Source organism: Hymenobacter actinosclerus (assembly GCF_900111515.1).
In the GTDB taxonomy this organism is placed as follows: domain Bacteria; phylum Bacteroidota; class Bacteroidia; order Cytophagales; family Hymenobacteraceae; genus Hymenobacter; species Hymenobacter actinosclerus.
Map to the genome: position 1 here is coordinate 84,957 of NZ_FOHS01000005.1, position 14,875 is coordinate 99,831.

6 protein-coding genes are annotated in these 14,875 nt (G+C 62.6%); 3 read left to right on the forward strand and 3 right to left on the reverse strand.

Going from position 1 to position 14,875, the window contains the following annotated elements; genetic code table 11:
* Positions 1 to 5: 5 nt before the first annotated feature.
* Positions 6 to 3,635, forward strand: coding sequence for a hypothetical protein (locus BMY67_RS16485; RefSeq protein WP_177189891.1), 3,630 nt, complete (start codon positions 6 to 8; stop codon positions 3,633 to 3,635).
* A 480-nt stretch (positions 3,636 to 4,115) separates the two neighbouring features.
* On the opposite strand, the gene BMY67_RS16490 is transcribed toward BMY67_RS16485, so the two are convergent.
* On the reverse strand, positions 4,116 to 5,417 hold the full coding sequence (locus BMY67_RS16490) for an amidohydrolase family protein (protein ID WP_092773703.1): 1,302 nt from the start codon (positions 5,415 to 5,417) through the stop codon (positions 4,116 to 4,118).
* Between the two features lie 908 nt (positions 5,418 to 6,325).
* Between BMY67_RS16490 and BMY67_RS16495 the strand changes: the two genes are divergently transcribed.
* On the forward strand, positions 6,326 to 6,577 hold the full coding sequence (locus tag BMY67_RS16495) for a hypothetical protein (RefSeq protein ID WP_092773705.1): 252 nt from the start codon (positions 6,326 to 6,328) through the stop codon (positions 6,575 to 6,577).
* Between the two features lie 671 nt (positions 6,578 to 7,248).
* Positions 7,249 to 11,742, forward strand: a complete 4,494-nt coding sequence (locus BMY67_RS16500) for a DUF7619 domain-containing protein (protein WP_092773707.1) — start codon at positions 7,249 to 7,251, stop codon at positions 11,740 to 11,742.
* Positions 11,743 to 11,849: 107 nt separating this feature from the next.
* Here the strand turns inward: BMY67_RS16500 and BMY67_RS16505 are convergent, their stop codons facing one another.
* On the reverse strand, positions 11,850 to 13,331 hold the full coding sequence (locus tag BMY67_RS16505; protein WP_092773709.1) for an FG-GAP-like repeat-containing protein: 1,482 nt from the start codon (positions 13,329 to 13,331) through the stop codon (positions 11,850 to 11,852).
* Between the two features lie 116 nt (positions 13,332 to 13,447).
* Positions 13,448 to 14,371: a replication initiation protein gene (locus BMY67_RS16510; protein ID WP_245745073.1), complete on the reverse strand. Its 924-nt coding sequence runs from the start codon at positions 14,369 to 14,371 to the stop codon at positions 13,448 to 13,450.
* Between the last annotated feature and the right edge of the window lie 504 nt (positions 14,372 to 14,875).

Here is a 14,875-nt window from a genome sequence, read left to right on the forward strand (position 1 = left end):
CCGCCATGCCCCGCTTTACCTTTCCGCCTGCCCCGCTGCTGACGATGCTAACGCTGCTGCTTGCAACCGGCCTGCTAAGCCCGGTCCGGGCCCAGCTACTGCTACCCTCTACCACGCCCGTTACTACCGAGTTCAGCACCCTCGGCAAATCGGCCACGGCCGCTGTTCCCACCGGCTTTCAGCTCAGCAAGGCAGCCCTGCCGGAGTATAATGCTGCGGCCAACTTTACGGCCACCACCCAGGCCGCCGGCTCGTCCGGCGCCGGGGCCGTTACCGGTAGCTCGACCGGCGGCACCTATAACTTCGCGTCCGGCGTGACGGCCACCAGCACCGACCGGGCCCTGGGCTTTCTGACCTCGGGCGGCTACGGCTCGCCGCTGCATATTCTGCTGGCGGCTAAAAATACCACCGGCAGCCCCATCGCCAGCCTGGCCATCAGCTTCGATATTGAGCAGTACCGCACCGGCAGCCGGGCCTTTGACTGGCAGTTCTTCACCAGCCCCGACGGCACCACCTGGACGGAAGTACCGGCCGGCTCGCAGAACTTTCCCGCCGCTGCTGCCAATACGCCCGTCAATCCCCCGGCTACCACGGCCAAAAGCCTCACGCTCTCCGATCTGAACCTGGCCCCCAATGCCATTGCCTACCTGCGCTGGTCGTACGTGGGCAGCGGCGGCGGCTCCAATTCCCATGGCCTGGCCCTCGATAACTTGGTGCTCACGGCCAGTACGTCGACCACCCCCATTACGCCCACCATCACCACCGGCACCATCACCGGCAGCCCCTTTTGCGTGCCAACTGCCGGCGCAGCCGTGTCCGTGCCTTTTACCAGCACGGGCACGCTCACCGGCACGTTCAGCGCCCAGCTCTCCAACGCCAACGGCCTGTTTGCTGCCGACCCCACCCAGAACCTCATCGGCTCGGGCTCGGGCTCCCCACTTTCGGCCACCATCCCCACCGCCACGCCCGCCGGCAATGGCTACCGCATCCGGGTTGTAAACGCCGCCGCCACCGGCACGGCTAACATGAGCGACCTGACGCTCAACCCGGCTCCGACCAGGAATAGCGTCAGCATCAGCCCCGCTGCCGCCCAAAGCTTTGTGGCCACTGGCCAGGGTACTTCGCTCACGGCCACGCCCGCCGCCGCCTCAGCCTTTGCCTGGCTATATGCCACCAGCGCCACCGGCCCCTTCACCACGGCCATCAGCGGGGCCACGCCCGCCACCTACACGCCCCGCGGCGCTGATTTTGGCCCCGCCGGCACCTACTACCTCGTGGCCCGCGCCACCAGCAGCTGCGGCGGCGTGGTGGCCACCAGCACCCCGGTTGCCATCACCACTACGGTGGCCCAGCCCACGCTCAGCTTCTTGCCAGCGCCCGTGCCCGACTTCGGCCGGGTAGCCGTCGGCGGGGCTTCAGCCGCCCAGACCGTGAGCGTGTCGAGCACCAACCTCAGCCAGCCCGTCACCATCACCCCGCCTCCCGGCTTTGAAATCCGCACCGGCACCGGGGCCTTCAGCTGCTGCGCCCTCACCTTCATGCCCGGCGGCGGCACGCTCAGCGCCTCGTTCGACGTGCGCTTCACGCCCACCGTGGCCCAGGCCTACGCCACCATGCTGGCCGTTGCCAGCCCCGACTTGCCCACTGCCCCCGGCATTGACGTGTCGGGTACCGGCGTGGCGCCCATCTACCCGGCCACCATCAGCGCCACGGCCCCGGCTACGGCCTTGACGGCCACCACGGCCACCAGCGGTGGCACGATTGCCACCGACGGCGGCAGTGCCGTGACGGCCCGCGGCGTAGTCTATGGCCTGAGCCCAGCCCCCACGCTGGCCGAGGACGAGTTCACCCAGGCCGGAGAGGGCACCAGCACGTTCACCAGCGCCCTGTCCGGCCTGGCCCCCAACACACTTTATTACGCCCGCACCTACGCCACCACCAGCGCCGGCACCTCCTACGGCCCCCAGATTAGCTTCACCACCCTGCCCGTCCCGCTGGCCGACGAGCCCACCCAGAACCCCACGCTCACGGCCGGCAACCTCACCCCCCGCGATGTACTCATCACGCTCAGCGGCGGCAATGGCGCCAAACACCTGCTGCTCGTCATCCAGGGCCCCGACCTGGCCGCCCAGCCCACCGACGCGACGACCTATCCCGCCAGCGCCGTGTTCGGCCAGGGTGCCCAGCCTACCCCCGGCACGTTCGTGGTGCTGGCCGGAGTTAAGACTGCGGTTACCGTTTCCGGCCTGAGCCCCGGTACTGAGTACAGCTTCGCCGTTTATGACTACAATGACAACAACACGGCCGGGGCCGAGAACTACCTGCTCTCGGCCCCCCCCGGCCGCCTCACGCTCACCACGCCCAGCCCGCCGGCCGGCCTGCTGCTCACCGACGACTTCACCTACCCGGCCGGCGAGCTGCTTACCGCCCACGGCTGGAGCGCACATAGCGGCGGCGGCAGCAATGCCATTAGAGCAAGCGCCGCCGCGGGACTGTCCTACGACGACTACAGCCCGGCTGACGGGCCGGCCGCGGCCCTTACGGCCACGGGCGAGGATGTCAACCGCACCTTCGAAAGCCAGGCGCCCGGCACGCCCGTCTATGTCTCGGTGCTGGTCAACGTCAGCCAGGCCAAAAGTGCCGAGTACTTCCTGCACCTGGGACCCGACCCCATCGGCAGCGCCTTCCGGGCCCGCGTCTTCGTGAAGGCCGCCGCCACCGCCGGCAAGTTGCAGTTTGGCATCAGCGGCAGCTCCGGTACCGCTACCTTCGCGCCCACCGAGTACGACGAGAACGCCACTTACCTGCTCACGCTGCGCTACAGCTTTGGCCCGGCCGGCACCGAAACCCGCCTCTACGTCAACCCGCCCGCCGCCACCGAGCCCGCCCAGGCCGACGCCGTGAGCACGGAAGCCGCTAGCACGGCCCCTACCAACATTGGCTCCGTGGCCCTGCGCCAGAGCGCCGGCCAATCGCCCATGCTACTCGACGGCCTGCGCGTGGCCACATCCTACGAGCTGGCCCGCCCGGCCGCCCCCGAGGCTCCGCTGCCCGTTACGCTGCTCTTTTTCAGCGGGGAGCGCACGGCCACCGGCGTGCGCCTGCGCTGGAGTACCGCCCAGCAGGTCAATGCCCGCGAGTTCCAGCTGCAGCGCTCCCCCGACGCGCGCTCCTTCACCACCGTGGCCACCGTGCCCGCCGCCGGCACTACTACCAGCGCCCACAGCTACGTGGCTCTCGACTCGCCGCCGGTCGGTGGCGCCAGTGCCCTGTACTACCGCCTGCGTCAGGTTGACCTCGACGGCCGCGCCCACTACAGCCATGTCGTGGCCCTGGCCCCGGCCGGCAGTGCGGCGCTGCCCGCGGGCCTTTCTGTGGCCCCCAACCCAGCTTACGCCGGCGCCCCGCTCACGCTCACGCTGCGCGGCCGCGCCGGCCAGGCCCTGCGCTTGGAGCTGCTCGACGCCACCGGCCGTATCCACCACCGGCAGCCGCTGCGTGCGGCCACTAACGCCGAGCAGCTGCCCCTGCGGCTGCCGGCTCACCTGCCCGCCGGCCTTTACCTACTGCGCGTCATTGGCACGGGCCCGGGTGCGGCGGCCCCGCTGCAAACCCGCCTCATGCTCACCCGCTAGCCCGGAGTGCTACCCAAACACGAAAAAGGCCGCCCGCTACCGGGTGGCCATTTTCGTGTTTGGGTAGGTTAGAAGCCAGCCTGGCTGCCAGCCCTGCGGCCGGCGCACGGCCTGCCAGCCGCGGTGTTAATTGGCCTTCTTATAGCAGCAGGGGGATAAAATGACTCTAAGCGCCCATCAGGTCTGCTTCCGATGGCTTTCGCAGGCTGCCCAGTGTGTTGGGCTGTACTTCCACCTAGCTGGGAAGGTGTACTTGCTCGACCAGTTGATGTGCTCGTAGCGGGCGGGCGAGAGCCAGGCTGGATCCTGGTCGCGCACTTCTACGCCTTCGGTCCGCCGCGGGGTCGTTGATTACGAGTTTGCCCCTGCCAGCCATGTTGCTTGGCTATTACTGGCCAACAGCACCATGTTGCTTAATCGGGTCTGAATTCCCTAACACGCTCTTACAAATGAATGGTGCGTGTAATTACGCATGCGCTGTCAGTTAGTGTATTTCTTTTTTATCGCCGACAATTTCTCGTCTAGTTCCTTTTTGGAGAACCACCGGCCGCGAACCATTACACCACTGATCTTCGTGACATTTGTAATGTCGAGCAATGGATTCGCGTCGAGCAAAACGATATCGGCACTTTGATTCGCTTCAATTTTGCCCAGGTTATCATCTCCGAAATACTGGGCAGCGTTATAGGTACACGCTCGCAGGATGTTTGCGTTACTGATGCCACTCTGTGCAAACAGTTTCATTTCTTCCAGATAGCTGTACCCGGGAATAATAAACGCGCCATCGCCGGGACTCACCAACAGTTTGACGCCCTGTCCTTCCTTGTGCGATAACAATTTTTTGTACGCATTTATCCGCAAGGAATAGCTATCGTACTTTCGTTTGAGGGCGGCGCTATCGATGCCATACAGGTCTTTTTCCCAGCGGGCTACCATGTCTTTCGAAACATATTCGATACCGGGAGAGGTCAGCAACTTCGGCTTCGGAATTTGATAACCATATATCAGATACCAGTACAGGTCGGGACACGACCATAATCCTTTCTCCACAAACGTGTTCATTGCGGTGGCATAGCGCGTGCTGTCGTATAAATAAAGACCGATGAAGGGCTCGATGTGCTCCACCGACGACTGACTCGCGTTTACGGCTGCCTCCAGGCCCATGGGGGGGCCATGACCGGCGACTTTTATGCCGATCCGTTTCGCGATTTTGTTGATGGAGTCATAAACAGCCTGGTTGTTTCCGCCGAGGTATTTGATAAAATCGTAACCATCATGCTGGTATCCTTCCAAGAGCGTACGTAGATCTTGCTTCTGCAATTTTTCGTCTACCACTAGTGCGGGAGAACCAACAAAAAGAGAAGGCCCGATTACGTCTTCGTTCTGGATCTTTTGTTTCCAATCCAACACGACCGGCGCTCCCCGCATGACCCGCAGGGAGGTGATACCCCGCGACAGGTTGAGAAACAGGTAGTCGTCAACGGGAAACGGTTCGCCATCTACGTTGGGAAAATGGGCATGCATGTCGTACATGCCGGGCATAACGAATTTGCCTTGCGCATCAAGCACCACCGTACCCTTGGGCAACTTTTGCTTGTTGCGCCCAACTTCCACAATCTTACCGTTTCTGACCAGCACAGTGGTGTTGGCTACGATTGATCCCGCTTGTACATCCACCACGTTCACCCCCCGAAAGGCATAGCTTCTTTCCACCTTTTTCAGGGATTGGCTGTTGCCCGCAATAGAAAAAAGGCAGAGCAATAGGAAATAGTAGTACTTCATTATCAGCGCGTGTTGGGGAATTGGGATGGAGCCTGAATAAAAACGAGTCAGCGAGTTGTAGTTCCGAGGCTCCAGGCTACATGATGGTGGACGGCTATCAACCCCTCCCTGACTTGCAGTGGCAAGTTATTCAGTTGCTGCTGCCGGTGCAATGGCGTTGGCGCTTGCGTCTTCCATGCCTTCCTCTACGTCTGCCGCACGGGCTGCCAATGGGGCAGTCTGCTAGTATTTCTACCGCTGGCAGAAAAGTGGCTTGTGGTAGCGCCTGAACACGGTGTTCACTACCCTGGACCGCCTGCGGGAAGGATGCGAAGCTTTCCCCGCGCTGGGCTGCGCCGTCAGGCAGCGCGTCAAGCTTTCCCCGCGCACCTTCGAATACTGGGGCGTAGATGGGGGCAAGCACCTCAATGGCCGTAAACGTCAGATGCTGACCAATTCGGGCGGGCGCATCTGGTCCACGCACGTACACGCGGCTCACCAGCACGACAGCCGTGGGCAGTGGGCTTGCTCGCGTACCGGCCCTGGTGGGCGGCGCGCTCGCCAAACCTGCTCACCGACGCGGCGTATCGGGGCTGTTTTGCCGGCCACCTGCCCGCATTGCGCCTGCGCCATAAGGTTGCCAGCGCCCCCCACCACCACCCAAGCCTTCGTGCCCGTGGCCCACCGCTGAGTCGTCGAGTCTACCTTTCCCTGGCGGGCATTTTTTTTCGCCGTTTAGCCCTCGACCACGACCATGCCTCTCGCCATCAGCTCACTTAGCTGCTACTTGCCAACATAACCTTATGCTTAAATCTGCTCGCCTAATTCCCAAACACGTTCTTAGGGTGATTTTATCCTCCCCCGCTGCTATAAGAAAGCCTAATCCGGCCGGCAATTGCTATACTTGGACGTCTTAAATGGCTCTCCCCATGATAGTTGTTTCCGCTGCTCAATTCCAGCAGCTGCCCTACCAGAGGCAGCAGTTGTACTTCAACCAATACGCCACTTATTTCAACCAGCGCTGGCACCACAACTACAGCATCGAACTCTATTGCCTCGGCAATTTCTATTGCGAGCTGTGGCTCGAACAGGAAAGCCGTCAGCGCCACCACTACATTGCGCTGGCCGCTGATGCCTGCCTGGCCGCTTACTCGCTTGCCCCGCACGAAACTGACTACTAACCGCTATGGCAAGGGGGAGCAGCAGCCGCCTATCGGAATGCCTGTCGGAGATGGCCGGGAAAAAAGCTAGGTAAGCTCGTAAATATCAGCTGCTTAGCCGGAGCCACGGCTGTTGGAAATGCCCCCCTGAATCTTTCTGCCGTAACTCCGGCTCCCACAGCCGTAGTGAGCGGGTAGAAGGCTATTAGGGCAACAGGGGAGGGTCGTCTGGCAATAAAGGCAGTAAGCTTCAGGGGGTTGGCTATGGCAGCAGAATGATGATTCAAGCACTTTAATCGGTTTTCGGTAGCCGCGTGATGTTGTCTTCTTTTGATGTGGGCTACTGCCCTCTGGTAGCCTTAAGACAAAAAACGTAGACTGCACTGCCGGATAGTTTGCTTCTCTGCTTCAAAGCTTCAACGATCCAATGCATCACTGAAGTATTGAAGTAATGAAGCAAAAAAGCGGCTTCGGTCGTTGATATTCCTGCAGTTGCAATTAACAATGCCAGCTGCATTAAATAGGCGGCACCCCAGCCGTTTAACTAGCTTGCTCGGTAAGGCTATTGAGCTAATTTTGTCAGCCGATTTTTACGCCACTGACCCCTTTACCAGCAGAGTCGCCTTTGGGCTGCTTGCCAGTATGCGGCTGGGCCTACTTACCTGCCTACTATCCGCTATTCTAAGCCGCGAATGAAAAAACCTCTACTGCTAGCCTGTTTACTGCTGGTGCTTACGTCGGCTGCGGCCCAGGTGCGCGATTTCCGGCTTGACCGGATACTGGGCACACCGCTTGACTTTCCCCAGGACCTTAAGGTGAGCTCGACCGGCGTCGTGCACGTGCTTGACCGCGTGGGGCTGGTGCAGCTCGATGCCGCGGGCCGCCACCTGCAAACCATTCCGCTCCGGTCAGCCACGCCGACGCCTGATTATCGGGCCCTCGCCCTGGATGAACAGCGCAACATCTTCGTAGTAAATCAGGCCCAGTCGTTTGTGCGCAAGTACAGCCCGAACGGAGACTCACTCTCGCAAATTGGCGGCGCGGGCGCGGCTCCGGGGCAGTTTCAGCAGCCGGGAGGCGTGGCCGTGGATGCGGCCGGCAACCTGTACGTGGCGGACACTGGCAACAACCGCCTGCAGAAAATCGGTGCCACCGGGCAGGTGCAGTGGGTGTACGCCCCGGCCGGCGCGCAGGTCCTGGTGCAGCCAGTAGATGTAAAGCTCGCGCCCGACGGCAGCGTGTACGTGCTCAACAAGAACTACACAGCCGTCCGGCTCAGCGCCGCGGGGCAGTTACTCGGTACGCTCTCGTTGCGTTTCCCGGGGCAGGACGCGTTTGACGAAACGATGGGGCTGGCAATCGATGCGGCCGGCACGCTCTACGTCGTGAGCTCGCGGCAGCGTGCAGTTCAGCAGTACAGCGCCCAGGGAGTGCACCAGGGGGATTTCGGCGCCGACAGCGGCTCGCTCAATGGCGCGCGCGCCGCCCTGGCCGTGGATGGTGGCGGCAACCTGTACGTGGCCGATGCTTACGACCGGGAGCAAAGCGTGAGCTCCATTCGCAAGCTGAGCCCCGGCGGGGCGCTGCTGGCCAAGTGGGGCAACGAAATGGTGTTTGGCCACCGCATGCGGCAGGATGAAGCCGGCAACATCTACTACCAGAACTTTAAACAGACGCACATCGCCAAAATCAATCCCGCTGGGCAGCAAATAGCCATTATCGGCGGGCCCGGGGCCGGCGATGGGCAGTTCTCCTTGCTCACCAGTTTTGCCCTCGACCCGTTTGGCAACGTGTACGGGCTGGAAGCCTTCACCTACCCCCCACGCATCCAGAAGTTCAACCCCCAGGGCCGCTTTGTTGGGAAAGTCGAACTACCCAACCCAAACACCAGCTCCAACGGCTACTACCCTTCGGACCTGGCCGTGGATGCGGGCGGTAACCTGTACGTGCTCGATTACTACAGCGGGGTGCGCAAGTACAATGCGCAGGGACAGCTGCTGCACCTGATTGGGGAGGGCGGCAGTGGCAGCGGCCCCGGCCCGGGGCAGTTCCACGCCCCCCGCGGGGTGGTGCTCGATTATCGCGGTAACGTTTACGTGTCGGATGGGGCCGGCGCCCGGATCCAGAAGTTTAGTGCCAGTGGCCAGCTGCTGCGCGAGTTGCGTTCCCAGTTCCCCCCTTCGTTTCAGGGCTCCCCCTCTTTGTCGGCCAACGACGCGGGCCTGGCCGTGGACGGGGCCGGCAACGTGTACGCCAGCGTTGGCAAGGATAATTTCATCACCATGTACGAGGCGGGCAGCAACCGGCAGACGAAGCTGCTGGTGGGAGGCAACCCGCCGGTTATCACCGTTAATCAGCGGGGCACCCGGCTCACGACGGCCCGCTGGGGCCATGATGTGCTGCGGTTTTTTGTGCCTACTACCAGCCGGCCCGAGAACCTGATCAGTGGCAAGATATTCCAGGATTTGAATGGTGATTGCGTGCAGCAGTCCAACGAGCCGGCGCTGCCCAACATGGTGGTGATGGCCGAACCGGGCGATAGTTACGGGCTGACCGATGCCGAGGGCCACTACACCTTAGCCGTGGATACGGGGACGTATTTCGTGCAGCAGATGCTGCCCGAAATGCAGCCGGGCCGCACCGTGCGGCAGCAGTGTTCGGGTACGCCCACCGTTTCCTTCAGCTCGTATGGCAATGCGGTCGGGGGCCCCGACTTTGGCAATGAGGTGAGCACTGCGCCGCACCTGAGCGTGAGTGTTGCCTCGGACCGGCGGCGGCGCTGCTTTCGCAATACCACCGCCGTCAGCTACGCCAACACGGGCTTTGCGGCCGCGCCCAATGCTACGGTGACGGTTGCGCTGCCCCCGGAAGTGGTGTTCGTGCGGGCCGATGCGCCGCACACCGTGGACGCGGCGGGCAACTACGTATTTGCGGTGGGGGCGCTGCAGCCCGATCAGCGCGGCACCATCACCATCCTGGACTCGGTGCGGTGCGACGACCCGACCATACGCGGGCTTACCGTGTGCACCCGCGCCTGGATCAGTCCGGCCAACGGCTACGTCCCGCCAGCGAGCTGGAACCGGGCCTCGCTGGCAGTTGCGGGCCAGGTAGCAGAGGGGAGCCAGGTGCGCTTCGTGGTGCACAACCGCGGCGGTGGGGCTACCACCGATAGCCTGGCGCTGCGGGTTTTTCAGGATGCGCAACTCTCGCTGGTGCGCCCCATTGCCCTGGCAGCCGGCGACAGCCTGGTGCTGCGCTGGGCCGCTGCCAGCCCGGTGGTGCGGGTAGAAGTGGATCAGCCGGCCAGCCATCCTTTCGGCCGGCTGGCCAGCGCCACCGTGGAAGTGCCCGCTTTGCGCCCCAACGCGTTGCCCAGCCCGGCCATGCTGGCCATGTCGCCGGCGGACCCGCAGCCCGAATTCGCGGAAGACTGCCGGCCTATTCTTGACTCCTACGACCCCAACGACAAGCAGGTGGTGCCCACCGGGCGCACGGCGCAGCGCTATACGCCCACCGGCGAGGCCCTGCGGTATCAGATCCGGTTCCAGAACACGGGCAACGACGTGGCCTACCAGGTGGCGGTAGTTGATACGCTCTCGGCCGACCTGGACCTGAGCACGCTGCTGGTGGGGGCCGTATCGCACCCGTACCGGCTGAGTGTTTCCGGCCGGCAGCGTCCGGTGCTCACCTTTACCTTCGACCGCATCATGCTGCCCGACAGCGCCAGCAATGCGGCGGGCAGCCAGGGCTTTGTGCAGTTCAGCATCCGGCCCAAGGCCAGTTTGCCGGCCCGCACCCGCATTGACAACTTCGCCGATATTTTCTTCGACTACAACGAGGCCGTCCGGACGGACACGACCACTAACCGCATCTACGACATGCCGCCGAGCGTGGTGGCTGCCGTTGCCCTGCAGTACCCGCACGTGCTGGCCTCGCCCAGCATTACGGCCCTGGTGCCGGCCCAGGGTCGCCAGGGCACGCTGGTAACGCTCACCGGCAGCAAGTTCTCCCCCGTTGCGGCCCGCAACCACGTCGCGTTCAACGGCGTCGCGGCCCTGGTGGAAAGCGCCAGCAGCCGCCGCCTCACGGTGCGCGTGCCGGCCGGCGCCACTACCGGCGCGCTGACGCTGACAACGGCCGATGGCGGGGCCCGCAGCCCAAGTTTCACCGTGTTCCAGGCCCCTACGCTTACCGGCGTAACGCCGGGCGAGGGTCAGCCGGGTACGGAAGTAACCTTGACTGGGACGCACTTTTCGGCTTTCACCGCCCAGGATACCGTGGCCTTTAACGGCGTGGCCGCCCGGGTGCTCGGGGCGAGCCCCGGCAGCCTGCGCGTGGAAGTGCCGGCGGGCGCCACGCTCGGCCGCATAAGCATTCGGACGCTGGGCGGGCACGTGCTCAGCCCTGAGCCCTTCATGGTCTGGTACCCACCAGTTATCAGCAGCAGCCAGCCGGGCCGGGTGCGCACCGGTGCCACCGTGGCGCTGGCGGGCGCCCACTTCGCCGAAGCGGCGGCGCGCAACGTGGTGACGTTCACAGGCGGGCCGGTCGGCCAGGTGCTGCAGGCTTCGGCAACTAGTCTGGTAGTCCGGGTGCCGACAGGCGCGCAATCCGGCCCGGTTCGAGTGCAGACCCCCGGGGGGCAGGCCACCACAGGGACGGGCCTGAACGTGATTCCGGCCCCGATTATCACCAGCTTCAGCCCGTCCCGCGGCCCCGTCGGCACTGCGGTGACCATCACGGGACGCAACTTCGGGGAGGAAGGGCTCAACGACACTATCCTGTTTGGGGGGCTTGCCGCGCAGGTTTTGCGCGCTACGGCCACGAGTGCGCAGGTGCTAGTACCCCGCGGGGCCAGCACGGGCGCCGTGACGGCGGCCGGAGCCGGCGGCCGCGGGCAGTCGGGGGAGCTGTTCCAAGTGAGTGCCCTGCCGCTGAACGAGGCGGTTACCGTCTCACCCAACCCCACGCATGACAAGGTCATCATCAGCTGGCGGCAGGCTGACTTTGTGGTCCGACAGGTACGCATTTATGATGCAATCGGTAGTCTAATCACCACCCAGACGGCGGCATCAGCAACGGCTGATGAGCTGATCGTATCGCTGGCCCACTGCCGGGCCGGCCTCTATCTGGCAGTCATTGAGACGCCGGCAGGCCGGCTGGTAAAGCGCATCACGTTGCTCTAAAAGCATTTGTAGAAGCCTGCCCCAAATAGTTTGCTGCGGTTGAGCGAAATGGACTCAGGCAGGCACTGAACCAGCCCACTCAGGCGCATTGGGGAGCTCTTTTTTGCCTACTCAATCACCACCCGGGCGCTGGCGCGGACGCTAAGCCCGCGCACGTGCAGCGTGTATACCCCGGCGGGCAACGCTGCAGTATCAATGCGTAGGTCAGGGGCGGCGGCAGGCCGGTCCAGTTGTAGTCGACGTACGACCTGCCCCAAGGCATTGACGAGCTCTACCTGCACGTTACGGGCGGCCGAGAAGGCTGCCAGCTCCAGGGTGAGGTACTCGCGCGCGGGGTTTGGGTAGGGCCGCACCCTGGCCGTACCAGCCGCGGTCGCGGCCGACAGGAAGGTCCCGGTGTTGAGCAGTACTGCGGCCTTGCCGCCAATGTAGTCGACCAGGGCGACGTCCAGCCGTCCGTCGCCGTTGAGGTCGCCCAGCGCCACATCGTGGGTGCTGCCGCCGCCGCTGTCAAACTCGGTCGCCGTGAGCGGAAAGGACCCGGGAGTGGTTGCCGAGTTCACCAGCACCCCCACGCGCGAGTCGGCCGGCAAGAACTCCCGGTTACCCGTTACGATATCCGGCAGCTTGTCCCCGTTGATGTCGCCCAACTCCACGCTGTAAACGCCGCGCCTGCCCGCCGCTGCACTCAGCACGGGCGGCGCAAACGTGCCAGGAGTCCCGGCCGCGTTGAGCAGCACGGCCACGCGGCCGTCGTTGCCGGTGGCCACGACGATATCGGGGCGCCCATCCGCGTTTACATCCCCCACGGCCAGGTCCTGCGGATAGCTGGCGCCGCTGCTATAAGTTACGACCGGGCCAAAGGTGCCCGGGGTGGATGCCCGGTTTAGCAGCACGCCAATGCGGCCGCTACCCCCGCCGCACACCACCAAGTCAGCCCAGCCGTCGGCGTTGACGTCGGCCAGGGCGACTCCCACCGCGTTGCGCCCGCCGGTCGCGAAGACCGTGGCCCTAGCGGGGAACGTGCCGGGCGCGGTAGCCGAGTTGAGTAGCACTGCCGCTTCGCCCTGCTCCGTGTCGAGCGCCACGATATCGGGGTGGCCATCCCCGTTGACGTCGCCGACCGCCAGGCTGCGGGGATCCCCCAGGGTGGAATAAAACTCCGCCGGCAAAAAGGTGCCGGGCCGCAGGGTAGAGTTGAGCATCACGGCCACCCCGCCGCCCTGCTGCAGCGCGGCCACCATATCGGGGTAGCCATCACCATTGACATCGGCGGCGACCACGCGCAGCGGATAGGCGCCGATGGGGTAGGAGACGGCCGGGGCAAATCCGCCGGCGGCTCCCGGCTGATTGAGTAGCACATTAACCGTATTGGCGTACGAGCAGCTCACCACCAGGTCGGGCCGCGCGTCGCCGTTGAGATCTGCCACGGCCACCCCCTGCGGACTGGCCTGCACGGCCAGCAGCCGGGGCGGGGCAAAGCTTTGGGCCCGCGCGCCGGCCAGCAGGCCGCCCGACAGCAGAAGAGTGGCCAGGCTCAGCCGGAGGGCTTGCTTGCTTGCAAAGGGGGTTGAAAATTGAAGCATCATGAAAAACCAAGTAAGTAACGCCCCTCCTTCAGGCCCCCCGCTGGCGAGCCTTTAGCATGCGTGCACGGAAGAAAGTAGATAAAAAGCAGGCCGGCCCCCTGGCGCAGATAAAGCGCCTAGCGCAGGCCCTGCATTTTGAGAAACAGGCCTCCCGGATTCTTGTCGGCTTTGATTCGCTCGGTCTTCAGCTTGTAAATGAAGGCGAACAGCGCATCGACGTGCTTGGTCGACTGCAAGATATCCTGTACCAGCTGCGGCTCCTGAATGCCCAGGCTCTCGAGGTGCTTGCGCGCCAGCTGCACCTTGGCATCGTCGGCTTCCAGTTCAAAGGGGATGGGCAGCTGTTGGGGGACTTGGGTGTTGACGTAGAACTTAATGCTTTGGTAGGAGCGGCCTTTCTTCAGCAGCTCATACTTAATGCGCAGGTCGGTGTGCTCGTTGATCTGGGTGGTGGCCACATCCAGCACGTACTTCTGCAGGGAAGAGATCTGGGTGTACTGCTCGGGTTCCTTGCCCGAGAGGTCCTTGAGCTTGAGCATGGCCTTGAACTCGTCCAGCGAGTAAGTTTTGGTCTCGCCAATGTCCTTCCACTGCGAGGCCAGCTGGTAGATGCGCTTGGCGTATTTACTCGACAGGCTGAAGGCGGCCTGCAGCCGGTAGGAAGTGAAGTTGCTTTTTAAATCAATGAGGTAGGGGCGCATGCGCTCGGATATTTCGAGCTCAATCGTGCCCTCACCCTTGCGGTAGAGGGCCGAGGACAAGAGGCTGACCTGCAGCAGGGTTTTGCCCGTGTCGATGTGGTAAACCCGGCTGTTGAGCTGCTCGGTGGAGTCGAGCAGCTGCTTGTAGTTCCAGGTGCGGCCGGTGAGCTCCTGCAGCTCCTGCACCCGGATTTCATAGATGGTGCCCGACTTGTCGTGCTTGGTGAGCTTGGAGAGCAGCGAGAAGACAATGTCCATCTCGCAGGCGCTCATCTCGTAGCGGGCCGTGGTGAGCGCATTGTGCTGCCGGATTTCTATTGGAACGGTAGAATCACTCACGACTGTAGGAGCTATAGTAATGATAGAGAGCAAACATACCGCTTAAATCGCAAACTAATAGAGTTGAATTGCGACTCTATCTATAAGCAATCCGGCCACGCAGGAGCTGACTTATAAAACCTATTAGTTGGCGAGGCGCCGGATTAGGAAGGCAGCTTATAAAAGCTATTAATTCAACTTATGAAACCTATTAGTTCAGCTTATAAAAGCTATTAGTTCGCGGGGCACTGGATTGGGACATGAGCTTATAAAAGCTATTAGTTCGCATTGCCTCATCCAGGTGGGGGAGGCTGGTAGGGAGGTGGCTTATAAAAGCTATTAGTTGGACCTGTCAGGCGAATTGATAGCTTTCAAATTAGCAGCTATTACTTAGCTTATGAAAGCTATTAGCTCAGCTTATAAAACCTATTAATTGGCTTATAAACTCTATTAGTACACTGATGAAACCTATTACTTAGCTTATGAAACCTATTGCTAAAGCCACTTAAGTTGCTGTAGTATATG

Coding starts and splice junctions, on each gene's coding strand:
- BMY67_RS16485 (WP_177189891.1), top strand. CDS start 6: ATGCCCCGCTTTACCTTTCCGCCTGCCCCGCTGCTGACGATGCTAACG.
- BMY67_RS16490 (WP_092773703.1), bottom strand. CDS start 5,417: ATGAAGTACTACTATTTCCTATTGCTCTGCCTTTTTTCTATTGCGGGC.
- BMY67_RS16495 (WP_092773705.1), top strand. CDS start 6,326: ATGATAGTTGTTTCCGCTGCTCAATTCCAGCAGCTGCCCTACCAGAGG.
- BMY67_RS16500 (WP_092773707.1), top strand. CDS start 7,249: ATGAAAAAACCTCTACTGCTAGCCTGTTTACTGCTGGTGCTTACGTCG.
- BMY67_RS16505 (WP_092773709.1), bottom strand. CDS start 13,331: ATGATGCTTCAATTTTCAACCCCCTTTGCAAGCAAGCAAGCCCTCCGG.